This window comes from Pseudomonas sp. M2(2023), assembly GCF_030263955.1.
In the GTDB taxonomy this organism is placed as follows: domain Bacteria; phylum Pseudomonadota; class Gammaproteobacteria; order Pseudomonadales; family Pseudomonadaceae; genus Aquipseudomonas; species Aquipseudomonas asiatica.
Genome location: NZ_CP127114.1, coordinates 2,593,373 through 2,606,550, shown reverse-complemented (window position 1 = coordinate 2,606,550; position 13,178 = coordinate 2,593,373). Strand labels below are relative to the sequence as shown.

Sequence of the window (13,178 nt, the reverse complement as noted above, 5' to 3'; positions counted from 1 at the left end):
ACGAAATCACCCACCTGGGCGAGCACTTCAACCGCTTCAATGGCAAGCTGCAAGGCGTGGTCGGCCAGTTACAAGGCGCGGCCCATGCCCTGGCCCGGTCCGCCGGGCATGTCGGCGACAACGCCGGTGCCGCGCAGCAGCACAGCGCCCAACAGTCGCTGCAGATGGACCAGGTGGCCACTGCGGTCAACGAAGTGACTTACGCCGTGCAAGACGTGGCCAAGACCGCCGAGCAGGCCGCTGGTGAAATGCGTACCGCGCAACAGCAAGTGGCACACGGCCAGGAGGCCATTCACGGCAGCCTGGCGCAGATCGACCGGCTGTCGCTGACCATCGACCAGGCCGTGCAGGTGATCCGTGAACTGGCCGGGCACAGCACGCGCATCGGTGGTGTACTGGATGTGATCCGCTCCATCGCCGAACAGACCAACCTGCTGGCGTTGAATGCGGCCATCGAGGCGGCGCGGGCCGGAGAGCAGGGCCGTGGCTTTGCCGTGGTCGCCGACGAGGTGCGCCTGTTGGCCCAGCGCACGGCGCAGTCGACTGCCGAGATCCATACCATGATCGAGCACCTGCAAAGCCAGTCGGACGCTGCGGTCAAAGCCATCGACACCAGCAGCGAGGCCTCGCGCCAGACGGTCGAGCAGGCCCGCGAGGCCGGTGCCAGCCTGGATGCCATCAACCAATCACTGAACAACCTCACGGCGTTGAATGCCTCCATCGCCAGCGCCACCTTGCAGCAGTCGCACGTGGTAGAAGAGATCAACCGCAACGTGCTGGATACTGCCGGGTTGTCTCAGCAGACCGCCGATGCGGCGCGGCAGTCCAGCGATGCCGGGATGGCGCTGGGGCAGCTGAGCGAAGAGCTGGAGCAGTTGTTGCGGCAGTTCCGCGTATAAGGCCAAGCCCCAGTGGGAGATGGCCAAGCCCTTTGGGCTGCGCTGTCGCCTAGATAACTGAAATTGCAAGCAATCCGCGTACCCTGTGGGAGCGGCTTTAGCCGCGAAGAACCCAGTGCAGTGCTTGGCACCGGCTGCGCCGGTGTTCGCGGCTAAAGCCGCTCCCACAGGATCCCTGCTGACTCAAAGTTATGTGCAGTCCTATGGGAGTGGCCCCAAAGGCCCCAACGCCCTACACCTTCTTTGGCCGACCAGCTACAATCGCGCCCCTCCTCGTAGTCTCCAAGGATCGCCGATGTCCGGCCTTGAACTCATCGCCGCCGTCCTCGGCGTCACCGCTGTCTGGCTCACGGTCAAGCAGAACGCCTGGTGCTGGCCCATTGGTCTGGTCATGGTGCTGATCTATGGCTGGCTGTTCTACGAGGTGAAGCTGTACTCCGGCATGTTGCTGCAACTGGCCTATGCCATCCTGCAGGTCTACGGCTGGTGGCAATGGAAGCGCCCGGGCCATGCTGAAGACGCCCGCCAGGTCACCCGCCTGCAGCGCCCGGCATTGCTCGTCGGTTTGGCCGGCGGGGTACTGTTGAGCGCCACCTTGGGCGCGGCGATGGCAACCTGGACCGACGCCGCCCTGCCCTGGCTGGACGCCACCCTGACCGGCTTCAGCCTGGTGGCACAACTGTGGATGGCGCAGAAGCGCCTGCAGTGCTGGCCGCTGTGGGTAGTGGTAGATATCGTCTACGTGGGCCAGTACCTGCACCAGCAGTTGTACTTCACCGCCGGTTTCTTCGCCGTGCTCACACTGATTGCCGTGCGCGGCTGGCTGGAATGGCGCCGTGACCCGGCGTTGGTGCAGCCATGAGCGCGGCACAATCCATGAAAGTACTGGTGCTGTGCGGCCCGGAATCCAGCGGCAAGAGCTGGCTGAGCGGTGTGATCCAGGCGCATTTCGGCGGCGTGGTGGTGGCCGAATACGTGCGCCACTTCATCGATCAGGAACGCCGCGACACCTGCTATGCCGATATCCCTGCCATCGCTCGTGGTCAGCTGGCCTGGGAAGACCAGGCCCGTGAGCAGGCACCGTCGCTACTGATTCTCGACACTCACCTGCTCAGCAACATGCTCTGGAGCCACGCCCTGTTCGGCGACTGCCCGGCCTGGCTGGAACAGTCGTTGCTGGCGCGGCATTACCACCTGCACCTGCTGCTGAGCCCGCAAGGCGTGGATTGGGTTGCCGATGGCCAGCGCAGCCAGCCCGAACTGCGCGACCGCCAGCGCTTTTTCGACGACAGCCTGCACTGGCTGCAACGGCATGAGCAAGCGTACAAAATAATTGAGGGCAATTGGCCACAACGCCAGTTGCTGGCACTGCAAACAGTCGCTAAGCTCATTGATAGCAATACGCCATCCTGCCCCACCGAGTGTTAACCCACTGACACACCCTTGTGGGGCGAAGCCCCTGAAAACATGAGGTCTTGCGGGGCGTCGAAAGTAATGTCAAGGCGCTGAAACACTCTTGCAAAAACCCTTCCAATCAAGGCCAGCACTGACTTTGCCTGCACCACTCGCGGCTGCCTGTTTCAGCCCTGAGACAGAATATGCCGCAGCTTGTCATGGTGCCTACCTTAACCTTTTGATCTGAAACCGCTTCTCGAAAGCGGCACACCTTCTGCTCCGTCGTTCACATCGCTGAACAGGGCCAGCGCTCATTGAAGGAGTTGCCGTCGTGAGGAAAACTGACAAACGCCTTTATCACCTGCTGCTGATGGGCTATGTGCTGGGTTCGTTGAGCCTGACGGCCCAGGCCGACAACGGCATCATCGTGATAACCCGTGATGTGCAGACACGCAACGCTATGGTCCCGCCGTTAAGACCCGACCCCAACCCCACCACCGTCAATGCCAATCCTTCCGCTCACATCCTCAAGCAAACCAACGAACTGAGTGATGGCGACTTCGCCAACATCAGCAGCGGTGCGGGCATCAGCACCCTGATTACCCAGCAGACCAACAACCTGGGCGGCAACCTCAATAACCAATCCCAACTGCCCAACCTGGCCGGTGGCCGCGGTACAGGCTCGGGAAATGGCATCTCGAACATGGTCAACTCGAGTGTGCAGCGCGGCCTGGCGCCGCTGCAGATCCTGACCGGAGGCAAGTGAGATGAAGCACACGCTGCTGATCCTGGTCACGCTGTGCAGTACATCGGCCTTCGCGCAATCCCCGGTCCCCGTGATCAACAACGCCGACATCGACAGCTCGGGCAGCCGTTACCAGGGCAACCTGTCGGTCAACCAGGCAGCCGGCGACCATCAGCAACAGGCCAACGCGCGCGCCTTCGCCGCAGGGCCCGAGGCTGGCGCCACCACGCAGATCCGCCAACGGCTGAACGCCCCCGCAACTTCCGCGATGGACGCGCGCTCGACCATACAGGGCGACGCCTTCAGCAACGGTAGCGGCGCCCTGGGGGTCAACCAGAGCGCCGGCGCCAACACCCAGCAAGCGAACGCACTGAGCATCAGTCTCGGTGCCCAGCCGCAAAGCATCGACGACAGCGTCCTCATGCAACAGAACGTGGCGCTGCTCAACAACTCCGGTCCGATTGACACTTCAACTGGCAATCGCCAGGTCACCACCAGTGACCAGGCCTTCACCGGTAGCCGTGGAGTGATTCAGTTGAACCAGAGTGCCGGGGTGGGAAACCGAATGGCCAACACCTTGAGCATCCGGGTCGCGGATTGACCCATCCAGTTAAGAACAACACTTAACCTAAAAGTACGGAGAATCACCATGAAACCCTCGATGGCAATCAAGCCTCTGGTTTTCGCAATTGCTGCGGTCATGGCTGTTGCTGTACAAGCTGATCAGAACGACCGGCGTGGCGGGCACCACAATGGTCACCACAATAACGGGCATCACACCCCTCCTCCCACCCGGATCCCTGTGTATGCCACAGCCAACGCCATGGACAGCCAACGCAGCACGGGTAACACCATCACCAACCAAGGCACCATCAACGAAGCCGAAATGAGCAGCTCGGCCACAGGTGCAAGCGGCAACGTGGGTGTCAACGTGGCAGCCGGTAACGGCAACCAGCAGGACAATGCTGCGGCTATTGCCAATGCATCGTCCGAGTCCAGCCTGGACAACAGCTTCGTGTTCGGCACCGCCGAAGCCACCGCTGACGTTCGCCAGTTCAGCAACAACAACCGTGTCGACAACTGGTCCACCCAGAACTCGGCAGTCATGGCCGGCTCGGCCGATGGTGCGGAGGGTAACGTCGGCATCAACATCGCTGGCGGCGACCTGAACCAGCAGAAGAACACCATGGCCATCGCCAACACCGGTGCCCCGCTGGGCAATGCCACTGCCACCGCCTCTGCCGACCAGAACGGCCCAGGCCTGACGGTGAACAACGGCGCCGACCGCACCTACCGGGTGGATACGCTGACCATCACCACCACCAAGAGCGGTTCCAGCTCGCGTGAGGGCACGTTCAATTCGACCGACGACCGCAGCTCGTCCTCGAGCTTCAGCGTGGCCGGCTCGCGAAGTGCCAGCTCCAGTGGCTCCAGTGGTTGGAACTCCAGCGGTTCGAGCAGCATGAACGCCAGCGGCTCGCACAGTTCCACTGCCAGCGGCTCCAACAGCTGGAACGCCAGTGGTTCGATGGCCGGCAACTCCAGTTCGTCCAGCAGTGCCAGCCTGAGCGCCTCCTTGGCCGCGGCAGCCGATGCGACCCGCACCACGACCACCGATTACGGCCGTCACGAGCGCACTCGCACCGACAGCTTCGATGCCTCGCTCAATGCATCGCTCAATGTGGATGTCGACCACTCGCGGGAAAGCTCTTACGACAAGTCGTTCGAGAAGGCATTCGACTCGTCGTATGACAAGGCTCGCCAATCGAGCTACGAGAAGTCTCGCGACTCCTCGTATGAGAAGGCTCACGAGTCGTCCTATGCCAATGCATCGGAATCGGCGTTTGAAAAGTCTGGCGAGAAATCGTCTCAATCGTCGAACGACGTGTCGAAGAGCTACAGCGAAAGCAGTGCCTACGACTTGAGCAATACCGTGTCCTTCCAAGTGCTGACCCCGACCGGCTGGGCAAACCCTGTTACCAACACTGCAACCCTTAGTGGTTCGGTGAATGGCGGCAGTGGCAACCTGGGCGTGAACGTGGCAGCCGGTGTGGGCAACCAGCAGAGCAACTCGCTGGCCATCTCCAACACCTCGTTCTGATCGCTGTGCTTGAGGCCCCCTTCGGGGGGCCTTTCTTCAACAGAACCGGAAGGCATCCGATCATGCGCATCATTGCCCTGGCGTTTTTGCTGTGCCTGGCCAGCATGAGCGAAGCTGCACAAATGCCGCTGTCCGTCCTGCCGGGCGGCGCTGTGGTGTTCAAGCCCATCCAGAGCATACGCGAGCGCAAGTTCGCCGACCTGGTGCAACAGAAAACCGACTTCAGCTGCGGCGCCGCCGCGCTGGCCACCATCCTGCGCCAGGCCTACTGGCTGGATGTGGACGAGCAACAGATCATCGAAGGCATGCTGGCCCACGCCGACCAGGACCTGGTGCGCACGCAAGGCTTCTCGATGCTCGACATGAAACGCTACGTGGAAAGCCTGGGGATGCGTGCCCGCGGCTACCGGGTGGCACCCGAGACCCTGCACAGCGTGCGCATCCCGGTCGTGGTGCTGATGGACGTGCGCGGCTACAAGCACTTCGTGGTCATGCAGAAGGTCGACAAGGGCTGGGTGTATATCGGTGACCCGGTACTGGGTCACAAGCGCTACAAGGTCGAAGATTTTCTCAAGGGCTGGAACGGCATCATCTTCGCCGTCATCGGCCAAGGCTACGACAAGAACAACATCCTGCTCGACCCGCCCCTGCCGCTGACCGCCAAGGGCCGGGTGAACAACTTCACCCCGGTGCAGGATGCAGAGCTGCTGGACTTCGGTTTCATCAAAAGCGACTTCTTCTAACGACTCTTGCAACGACAAGGAGCACGAGGCTCCGGGGAGCACCCCAATGAAGAACCCATTCTGGCTCGCGATCGCATGCCTGGCCGTCAGCCTTCCCACCCATGCCGAAACGTTCAAGCCCATCGAGCTGAAGGACCATGAGTTGGCGACCCTGCGTGGCCGCTACGTGATGCCGGGGCGGATCGTGAGTTTCGGCATTGTCATGTCCAGCACCTGGCAGAATGCCAAAGGGGACGTGATCGGTGCCACGAGCACGATGCAGATTCAGCAGTCGACCATCAAACCGCAATTCTATGTGTCGTTGATCGACGAAAGCGGCACTGGCACAGCGTCAGCTGGAACCACCGCACCAGGTACCGGTACCGTCACGGGCGGTGCCGGCCTCAACACCACAGAGGGTGTTACCCAGGTGGTACGCGCCGCTGGCGACAACAACACCGCCTACAACGATGTCGCCATCAATGTCTCCAAGGCCAACCAGGCGCCCGCCGTGCAGCCTCAGGGCCAAACACTGGCCAACGGCCAGACGCTGACGGGCGAAAACGGCGCAGGTGCGCTGAGTGTGTCTGCCAGCGGCGTAGGGGTGCAGTTCAATATCAATGCCAGCAACAACCAGGGCAGCAGCGTACAGCGCCTGGCGCAGGGTGGCCTGATGCAGAATTCGACGCTGCTGGGCAATGGCAACCGGGTGAGCAACGTCACCACGCTCAATGTGGTGATGCGTGAAAGCGTGCCTACAGCCGCGTCGCTGAACGGTAGCCTCGATCAGCTCAAAGGTCTTCGCACATTCGGATACTGATCTACGCTCAGTCTCATCAAAAGTAGTCGGCAGGGACGGCAATTCCATGCACCGATCTTTATCGCTCAAAGCTTTTGTGTGTTTGACCACTTTGGCCCCGGCCACATTGCTCTACGCCGCCTCCGACCCACAGGTTGAGGCCCTCAAGCAGGAACTGATGGAACTGAAACGTCGCTACGAAGCCCAGCAGCAAGCGCTGATGGTGCTGGAGCAGCGCGTACGCCAGGTCGAGGAAACCCCGGCAGCACCACCGCCCAAACGCCTGGTCAGGTCCCCGGCCGAAGGGGTCAAGGGCGCACAGACGGTGGCATCGGGCGCACCGGGCACCACCGGCAGCTCCTATGGCCAGGCGCTGACCGCCGACGCCGAACCGGCACAGAGCGTGTCCAACCTGTATGACGAGGCCAGCGGCTTCTTCGGCGGCGGCAAGTTCAGCTTCGAGACCGGTGTCACCTATACCCACTACGATACTCGGGCGCTGGTGCTCAACGGCTTCCTGGCACTGGACTCGATCTTCCTCGGCAGTATCAACCTTGACCGGGTGAAGGCAGATAACTGGACCCTGGACATGACTGCCCGCTACAACCTCGCCCAGCGTTGGCAGTTCGACATCAACGTCCCGGTGGTGTACCGCGAATCCACCTATTCTTCCGGCGGTGCGGGGGGAGCCGGGGCGAGCACCTCGGACGAAACCGTAACCCGCGACCCGGAAATTGGCGACGTCAACGTCGGCGTCGCCTACAAGTTCCTCGACGAAGACGAGACCTGGCCTGACGCCGTCGCTACCTTGCGCATAAAGGCACCGACCGGCAAAGACCCGTATGGCATCAAACTGCGCCAGGTCGAGGGCAACGACAACCTGTCGGTACCGGAAAGCCTGCCGACCGGCAACGGCGTCTGGTCTATCACGCCGGGCATCTCGCTGGTCAAGACGTTCGACCCGGCCGTGCTGTTCGGCAGCCTGTCGTACACCTACAACATGGAAGACTCGTTCAGCGACATCAGCCCACAGGTCAACAGCAAGGTGCCCGGCGACGTGAAGCTGGGCGACTCCTGGCAGATCGGCGGCGGTATCGCCTTTGCCCTGAACGAGAAGATGAGCATGTCGTTCTCGGTGTCCGACCAGTTCGCCCGCAAGAGCAAGATAAAGCCGGATGGCGGTGACTGGCAGTCGATCTCCAATAGCGACTACAACGCAGCCAACTTCAACATCGGCATGACCTTCGCCGCCACCGACAACCTGACCATCGTGCCCAACCTGTCCATTGGTCTGACCGATGACGCGCCCGACTTTTCCTTCAGCCTGAAATTCCCCTACTACTTCTGATACTTGCCCTCGGCCGGGCCCGCGCGAAGGGGCCCGGCTTTGGTTACCAGTCTTGTCCCGGACCGCCTTCCATGCCACGGCCTGTTATCATCAAGCACAGTTGCATGACGATTTAATGGCAAAAGGGATGTTTTCGTGAAGAACCTGTCAGACCACCCACGTACCCGGCTTGTCGCCCTGGCGACCCTGGTACTGGTGATCCCACTGGGTACGCGCGCCATGCTGGGTTGGTCCAACCCGCTCGGTTACCTGTCCGACCTCGCACTCGGCAGCCTGCTGGTCTTGCTGCTGCACCGTCGGCCGTGGTGGTTGGCGCTCCCCGTATTGCTGGCCTGGGCGGCCCTCTGGGTGGCTTCGGCCGAACTGGTCAGCGCGGTCGGCCGTTTGCCCACCAGCGCTGACCTGACATACCTGCTCGACCCGCAGTTCATGGAAAACTCGACCGGTGGCGGCCTGGCCCATGCCTGGCTGCCCTGGATCATGGGCACCGGCCTGCTGGGCTGGCTGGCCATCGCCTGGCGCAGCCGTAGCCAACGCAGCCAACCGCTGCCACGCAAGGCCTGGGCCATTCCGCTGCTGCTGTTTGGCGCCCATTGGGGCAGCCAGCAACTGGTACCTTCCGACGCCGACCAATGGCGGCAATACAACCTCACCCACCAGTTGCTTTCGGCCGGGGCCGGCAACCTGCAGCGCCAGGTCGAAGGCTGGATGGGCCGCACACAAACCTTCACCCCTCTGGCCAGTACCGGCCTGACCCAGTCCGACCTGCATGGCCAGCGGCTGCTCGCCGGGCCAGGCAACGCCCGCAACCTGCTGATCATCACCGTGGAAGGCATCCCCGGGGCCTACCTGCGGCCCAACCGCCAGGCCCTGCACAGCCGCTTCGACGAAGAGCTGATGCCAAAGCTCAGCCAGTGGGCCGAGCGCGGCATGAACACCCCGGACTACGTGCTGCATACCCACCAGACCATCCGTGGCCTTTACGCGATGCTCTGCGGTGACTATGACAAGCTGGCCAACGGCACGCCCAAGGGCATGGAACTGCTGACCCAGAACGAACGCAACCAGGCCTGCCTGCCAGCGCAGTTGCGCCAGGCCGGCTTCACTACCCACTACCTGCAGGGTGCCGGCCTGCGCTTCATGGCCAAGGACCGCATCATGCCGCACATCGGCTTTGACTCGGTGCACGGCCAGGAGTGGTTCCGCAACAAGAACTACCTGGACTTCCCCTGGGGCAAGGATGATCGCTCCTTCTTCGAGGGTGCGCTGGACTACGTCGGCCAGCTGCAAAAGCAGGACAAGCCATGGATGCTGACCCTGCTCACCGTGGGCACCCACCAGCCCTACTCGGCGCCGTTCGAGTACATGGAGCGCTACGACACGCCGAAACAGGCGGCAGTCGCCTACCTGGACGATGCACTCGGTGCATTTCTCGACAACCTCGAACGCCAGGGTGTACTCAAGGACACCCTGGTGGTAGTGACTTCGGACGAGTCCCACGGCATCGACGGTGTGCGCCTGGCCTCGTCCTGGGGCTTCAACCTCACCCTGGCGCCGGAGCAGGCGCAGTTGCCACGGATCAAGCGGGGCACCTACGGCCATATCGACCTGGCCACCTCGCTGCTCGACTACTTTGCGCTGCCCATCCCCATGGCGCTCGGCGGTCGCTCGCTGTACCGCGATTACGACAGCGGTCGTGAAATGATCTCCTACACCAACGGCATGCTGCGCTATCACGACGGCCGGGGTGTGTTCACCGAATGCGACTTCCAGCAGCGCTGCCGGCGTTACGCCAGCGAGGGCTTCATCACCGACCAGGCACGTTACCTTGGCCCCGGCGACAACCTGCTGGGCCAGCAGATCGGTGCCCTCGCCGGGGTGCTCGACCAGTCCCTGCTGCAGACACCGCTCAACCTGCGTTACCAGTTCGGCGGCCCATCGCCGATCCAGCTGCGCAAGCGCATCAAAGATGACTGGGCCGACAACCTGATCGGCGCCCAGTACCTGGAAATGCCCGAGGGTTCGCATACCCGCGTACGGGTCAAGGTACGTTCACTGGACCCCAAGCGCGCAGCCTATATCCAGCTCAAGGCCAAGCAGCTGGAGCAGGACGTACCGCTGGGCTTGCCTTACGAAGTGAAAGTCACTGCCGACGAGCCGCTGGAGATGGAGTTCAGCTTCGACAACCCGACAGCGCGCAAGGCGTTTTCCTTCCATTTGCTGGGCTATGGTGGTGGCCAGGTGGAAATCAGCGACTTCAGTGTGATAACCGCACTGCCAGGGGAAGACGAAGCAGCGGATGAGCTGACCGAAGGGCATATCGCCCATTCGGGCTGAACGGTACCACTCATCGCCGGGCCGCCGCGACCTGTCGATTCAACCCGCCCGTGCTCGACTAGTGTGTGAATCCCCCCAATGTGGAGATAACACCATGAGCACGAGCGAAAGCAGGCACCCGGTGGTTTCCCGCAGCCAGTGGCTGGCGGCCCGCCGGCAGCTGTGGCTGCACGAAAAGGCCTTCACCCACCACCGCGACGCGCTGTCCGCAGCCCGTCGCGCCCTGCCCTGGGTCAAGGTGGAGCACGACTATCGCTTCCAGGGACCGGACGGCGAACTGAGCCTGGCCGACCTGTTCGCAGGCCGCAGCCAACTGCTGGTTTACCACTTCATGTTCGCCGAAGGCTGGAGCGAAGGTTGCCACGGCTGCTCATTCCTGGCCGACCACTTTGACGGCGCCAACCTGCACCTGGCCCATCACGACGTGTCGCTGGTGGCGGTGTCGCGTGCGCCGTATGCCGAGTTCCAGGCATTCCGGCGGCGCATGGGCTGGCAGTTCCCCTGGTATTCGTCACATGGCAGCGGCTTCAACGAGGACTTTGGCGTCAGCGTCGGCAGCGAGGGCCAGCGGCAGTACAACTATGAGCCATATGAGGGCGATGAAAGCGAGCTTCCCGGGCTGAGTGCGTTCTACCGCGAGCAGGACGGCAGCGTGTACCACACCTACTCGACCTATGCCCGCGGGCTGGACATCCTGGTCAACACCTACAACTTCCTCGACATCGCGCCACTGGGGCGCAACGAGGCCGGGACCATGGACTGGGTGCGGCACCATGACCGTTATGACGGGCAGCCGGATAAACCTCACTGCTGCCATACATAACGTGAGGCAACATATATCCCTGTGGGAGCGGCTTTAGCCGCGAAGAAGCCAACGCGGTGGGTGGCACCGGCTGCGCCGGTGTTCGCGGGTAAACCCGCTCCCACAGGAATTGCGCCATGGTCAAGACTGCGTTCAACCCGTTACATCACCCGCGCACACCCAGCATCCCGCGCTCGACGATGAAGTCGATCACCGCCTGCAGCCCCTCGCCCTTCTTCAGGTTGCTGAAGGTCCATGGCCGCTGCGGGCGCATGCGCTGGGTATCGCGCTCCATCACTTCCAGCGAAGCCCCCACATAGGGCGCCAGGTCGGTCTTGTTGATCACCAGGAAGTCCGACTTGGTAATCCCTGGTCCACCCTTGCGCGGGATCTTCTCGCCTTCGGCCACGTCGATCACGTAGATAGTCAGGTCGGCCAGCTCAGGGCTGAAGGTGGCACTCAGGTTGTCACCGCCGCTTTCGACAAAGATCACCTCGAGGTTGCCAAATTTGCGCGCCAGTGCTTCGACCGCCGCCAGGTTCATCGAGGCGTCTTCACGTATCGCCGTGTGCGGGCAGCCGCCGGTTTCCACGCCGACGATGCGCTCCGGCTCGAGGGCCCCGGCTTCGGTCAGGATGCGCTGGTCTTCCTTGGTGTAGATATCGTTGGTGACCACTGCGATCTGGTAATGGTCGCGCATGGCCTTGCACAAGGCTTCGAGCAGCGCCGTCTTGCCGGAGCCGACCGGGCCGCCGACACCGACGCGCAGGGGTTGTTGATAGCTTTGCATGCAGGCAGTCCTCAGGAACGGAACAAACGGGTGTATTGGGTTTCGTGTCGCGATGAGGCAATGGCCAGCAACGGCAGGCCGCCGCCAAGCTGGTCATCGCCCAGGCCCAGTGCCTGGTCGAGGGCCGCGGGCAGCCCTGCCCCCAGGTCGCGCAGCAAGGTCTGGGCGGCCTGCTGGCCGAACGGCACCAGCTTGACCCCGGCCATTACCGCGCCCTCCAGCCAGGCAAAACCATGGCCCAGGGCCAACTGGCGCAGAGGGATCGCCCAATGCGCAGCCAGCCAGGCCATACCGCCCAGCTGGGTGAGTTCGAGGCTGGCCCGCCAGGCCGGCGCCTGGCCCAGTTGCCAGCCGTCCAGCAGCCGTGCCAGCGCCGCGCCGCGCTGCTGTTCTTCCAGGCGCAGCTCGGCGGTTTCACGGTTGGCCAGCAGAAAGCGGCTCCAGTGGCAGAAGGCTTCGGCGTCCTCGGCCTGGCAGGCGTGGTACAAGCGCGCCAGCACCGGCCAGTCGAGGCAGGCCAGGGTGTCGTCGATCTGCTCGCGCTGCCAGGCAGCGAAACCATCTACGTCCCGTACCCAGCCCGCCTCGACCGCCCATTCCAGGCCTTGCGAGTAGGTGAAGCCACCCACCGGCAAGCCAGGGCTGGCCAGCTGCAGCAGGCGCAACAGCGCCAGGTCGCTGTCCATCAACCAGCCAGTACCAGCGCGGCGCCGGCCAGCAGGCCGCCGCCAAAGGCCTTCTGCAGGCCGCTATGCCTGCGCAACAGGCAACCGACCGCAAAGCCGGCCGCCAGCAACAGGCCGCTGACCGTGACGAAGCCGGCGCTGAACTGCCAGAACGCGCTTGGCGTGGCTTCCACGCCATGGGCCCAGCCATGGAACAGGGCGAACACCGGCATGGCCATTGCCAGCAGCAGCTGGCGGCTGGGCAGCAGCACTGCACCCGCAGCCACCAGCAGCGACAGGGCGATCAGGGTTTCCATACCCAGTACATCGCCGAACAGGTGGCCGCACACCGCGCCGCCAAACATCGCCGCCAGGGTTGCCAGGGGTAGCGTCAGGTTGCGCCGGGTCAGCGCGGCGAGCACACCGGTGCCCAGCAGCATCAGCAGGTGGTCAAGACCGGTCAGCGGGTGCAGCAGGCCGTCCTGCAGCGGGTTGGCGTCGTGCCCGGGGTGGGCGAAGGCAGGCAGAGCCAGCATCAGCAGAAACAGGGCGAAAGTCTTTTTCATCGGTTGCTC

The 13,178-nt window shown here is 63.0% G+C and carries 13 protein-coding genes and 1 pseudogene; 11 read left to right on the top strand and 3 right to left on the bottom strand.

The window, feature by feature from the left end:
• Positions 1 to 383: 383 nt before the first annotated feature.
• The 11 genes and pseudogenes from mcpP to QN085_RS11965 form a co-directional block, all read left to right on the top strand.
• Positions 384 to 899: pseudogene (gene mcpP / locus QN085_RS25975) on the top strand (methyl-accepting chemotaxis protein McpP); the annotation flags it as partial.
• Positions 900 to 1,194: 295 nt separating this feature from the next.
• The gene (gene pnuC / locus QN085_RS12010; RefSeq protein ID WP_013972462.1) at positions 1,195 to 1,761 is read left to right on the top strand and encodes a nicotinamide riboside transporter PnuC; all 567 of its coding nucleotides are present in this window, start codon (positions 1,195 to 1,197) and stop codon (positions 1,759 to 1,761) included.
• Entirely contained in the window at positions 1,758 to 2,327 is a 570-nt protein-coding gene (locus QN085_RS12005) for an AAA family ATPase (RefSeq protein WP_013972461.1), read from the top strand. Before pnuC ends, QN085_RS12005 begins: the two co-directional genes overlap by 4 nt.
• 298 nt (positions 2,328 to 2,625) lie before the next feature.
• A complete protein-coding gene (gene fapA / locus QN085_RS12000; protein WP_013972460.1) occupies positions 2,626 to 3,060 on the top strand; it encodes a functional amyloid chaperone FapA in 435 nt (144 codons plus the stop codon).
• A 1-nt stretch (position 3,061) separates the two neighbouring features.
• Positions 3,062 to 3,640 carry a fibril amyloid subunit FapB gene (fapB, locus tag QN085_RS11995; protein WP_041506056.1) on the top strand — a complete coding sequence of 193 codons (579 nt, stop codon included), beginning with the start codon at positions 3,062 to 3,064 and terminating at the stop codon, positions 3,638 to 3,640.
• 48 nt (positions 3,641 to 3,688) lie between these two features.
• Positions 3,689 to 5,140 carry an amyloid-like fimbrin subunit FapC gene (gene fapC, locus QN085_RS11990; protein WP_031324312.1) on the top strand — a complete coding sequence of 484 codons (1,452 nt, stop codon included), beginning with the start codon at positions 3,689 to 3,691 and terminating at the stop codon, positions 5,138 to 5,140.
• 62 nt (positions 5,141 to 5,202) lie between these two features.
• Positions 5,203 to 5,883: a fibril amyloid maturation endopeptidase FapD gene (gene fapD / locus QN085_RS11985; protein WP_013972457.1), complete on the top strand. Its 681-nt coding sequence runs from the start codon at positions 5,203 to 5,205 to the stop codon at positions 5,881 to 5,883.
• 46 nt (positions 5,884 to 5,929) lie between these two features.
• Positions 5,930 to 6,682, top strand: a complete 753-nt coding sequence (gene fapE / locus QN085_RS11980; RefSeq protein WP_023660798.1) for a fibril amyloid subunit FapE — start codon at positions 5,930 to 5,932, stop codon at positions 6,680 to 6,682.
• Between the two features lie 46 nt (positions 6,683 to 6,728).
• On the top strand, positions 6,729 to 8,009 hold the full coding sequence (gene fapF / locus QN085_RS11975; protein ID WP_024087027.1) for a fibril amyloid transporter FapF: 1,281 nt from the start codon (positions 6,729 to 6,731) through the stop codon (positions 8,007 to 8,009).
• A 135-nt stretch (positions 8,010 to 8,144) separates the two neighbouring features.
• On the top strand, positions 8,145 to 10,346 hold the full coding sequence (locus QN085_RS11970; protein WP_024087026.1) for an LTA synthase family protein: 2,202 nt from the start codon (positions 8,145 to 8,147) through the stop codon (positions 10,344 to 10,346).
• 94 nt (positions 10,347 to 10,440) lie between these two features.
• The gene (locus tag QN085_RS11965; RefSeq protein WP_023660795.1) at positions 10,441 to 11,169 is read left to right on the top strand and encodes a DUF899 domain-containing protein; all 729 of its coding nucleotides are present in this window, start codon (positions 10,441 to 10,443) and stop codon (positions 11,167 to 11,169) included.
• Positions 11,170 to 11,314: 145 nt separating this feature from the next.
• On the opposite strand, the gene ureG is transcribed toward QN085_RS11965, so the two are convergent.
• The 3 genes from ureG to QN085_RS11950 are packed head-to-tail and all read right to left on the bottom strand — an operon-like array spanning position 11,315 to position 13,169.
• Entirely contained in the window at positions 11,315 to 11,938 is a 624-nt protein-coding gene (gene ureG / locus QN085_RS11960; protein WP_010953755.1) for an urease accessory protein UreG, read from the bottom strand.
• An 11-nt stretch (positions 11,939 to 11,949) separates the two neighbouring features.
• Positions 11,950 to 12,624, bottom strand: coding sequence for an urease accessory protein UreF (locus QN085_RS11955; RefSeq protein ID WP_013972452.1), 675 nt, complete (start codon positions 12,622 to 12,624; stop codon positions 11,950 to 11,952).
• Complete coding sequence (locus QN085_RS11950) at positions 12,624 to 13,169, bottom strand: HupE/UreJ family protein (RefSeq protein WP_023663411.1); 546 nt, start codon at positions 13,167 to 13,169, stop codon at positions 12,624 to 12,626. Before QN085_RS11950 ends, QN085_RS11955 begins: the two co-directional genes overlap by 1 nt.
• Positions 13,170 to 13,178 lie beyond the last annotated feature (9 nt).

Bases quoted from the DNA above. Each gene is read 5' to 3' on its own strand.
- pnuC (WP_013972462.1), top strand. From the start codon at position 1,195: ATGTCCGGCCTTGAACTCATCGCCGCCGTCCTCGGCGTCACCGCTGTC.
- QN085_RS12005 (WP_013972461.1), top strand. From the start codon at position 1,758: ATGAGCGCGGCACAATCCATGAAAGTACTGGTGCTGTGCGGCCCGGAA.
- fapB (WP_041506056.1), top strand. From the start codon at position 3,062: ATGAAGCACACGCTGCTGATCCTGGTCACGCTGTGCAGTACATCGGCC.
- fapC (WP_031324312.1), top strand. From the start codon at position 3,689: ATGAAACCCTCGATGGCAATCAAGCCTCTGGTTTTCGCAATTGCTGCG.
- fapD (WP_013972457.1), top strand. From the start codon at position 5,203: ATGCGCATCATTGCCCTGGCGTTTTTGCTGTGCCTGGCCAGCATGAGC.
- fapE (WP_023660798.1), top strand. From the start codon at position 5,930: ATGAAGAACCCATTCTGGCTCGCGATCGCATGCCTGGCCGTCAGCCTT.
- fapF (WP_024087027.1), top strand. From the start codon at position 6,729: ATGCACCGATCTTTATCGCTCAAAGCTTTTGTGTGTTTGACCACTTTG.
- QN085_RS11965 (WP_023660795.1), top strand. From the start codon at position 10,441: ATGAGCACGAGCGAAAGCAGGCACCCGGTGGTTTCCCGCAGCCAGTGG.
- ureG (WP_010953755.1), bottom strand. From the start codon at position 11,938: ATGCAAAGCTATCAACAACCCCTGCGCGTCGGTGTCGGCGGCCCGGTC.
- QN085_RS11955 (WP_013972452.1), bottom strand. From the start codon at position 12,624: ATGGACAGCGACCTGGCGCTGTTGCGCCTGCTGCAGCTGGCCAGCCCT.
- QN085_RS11950 (WP_023663411.1), bottom strand. From the start codon at position 13,169: ATGAAAAAGACTTTCGCCCTGTTTCTGCTGATGCTGGCTCTGCCTGCC.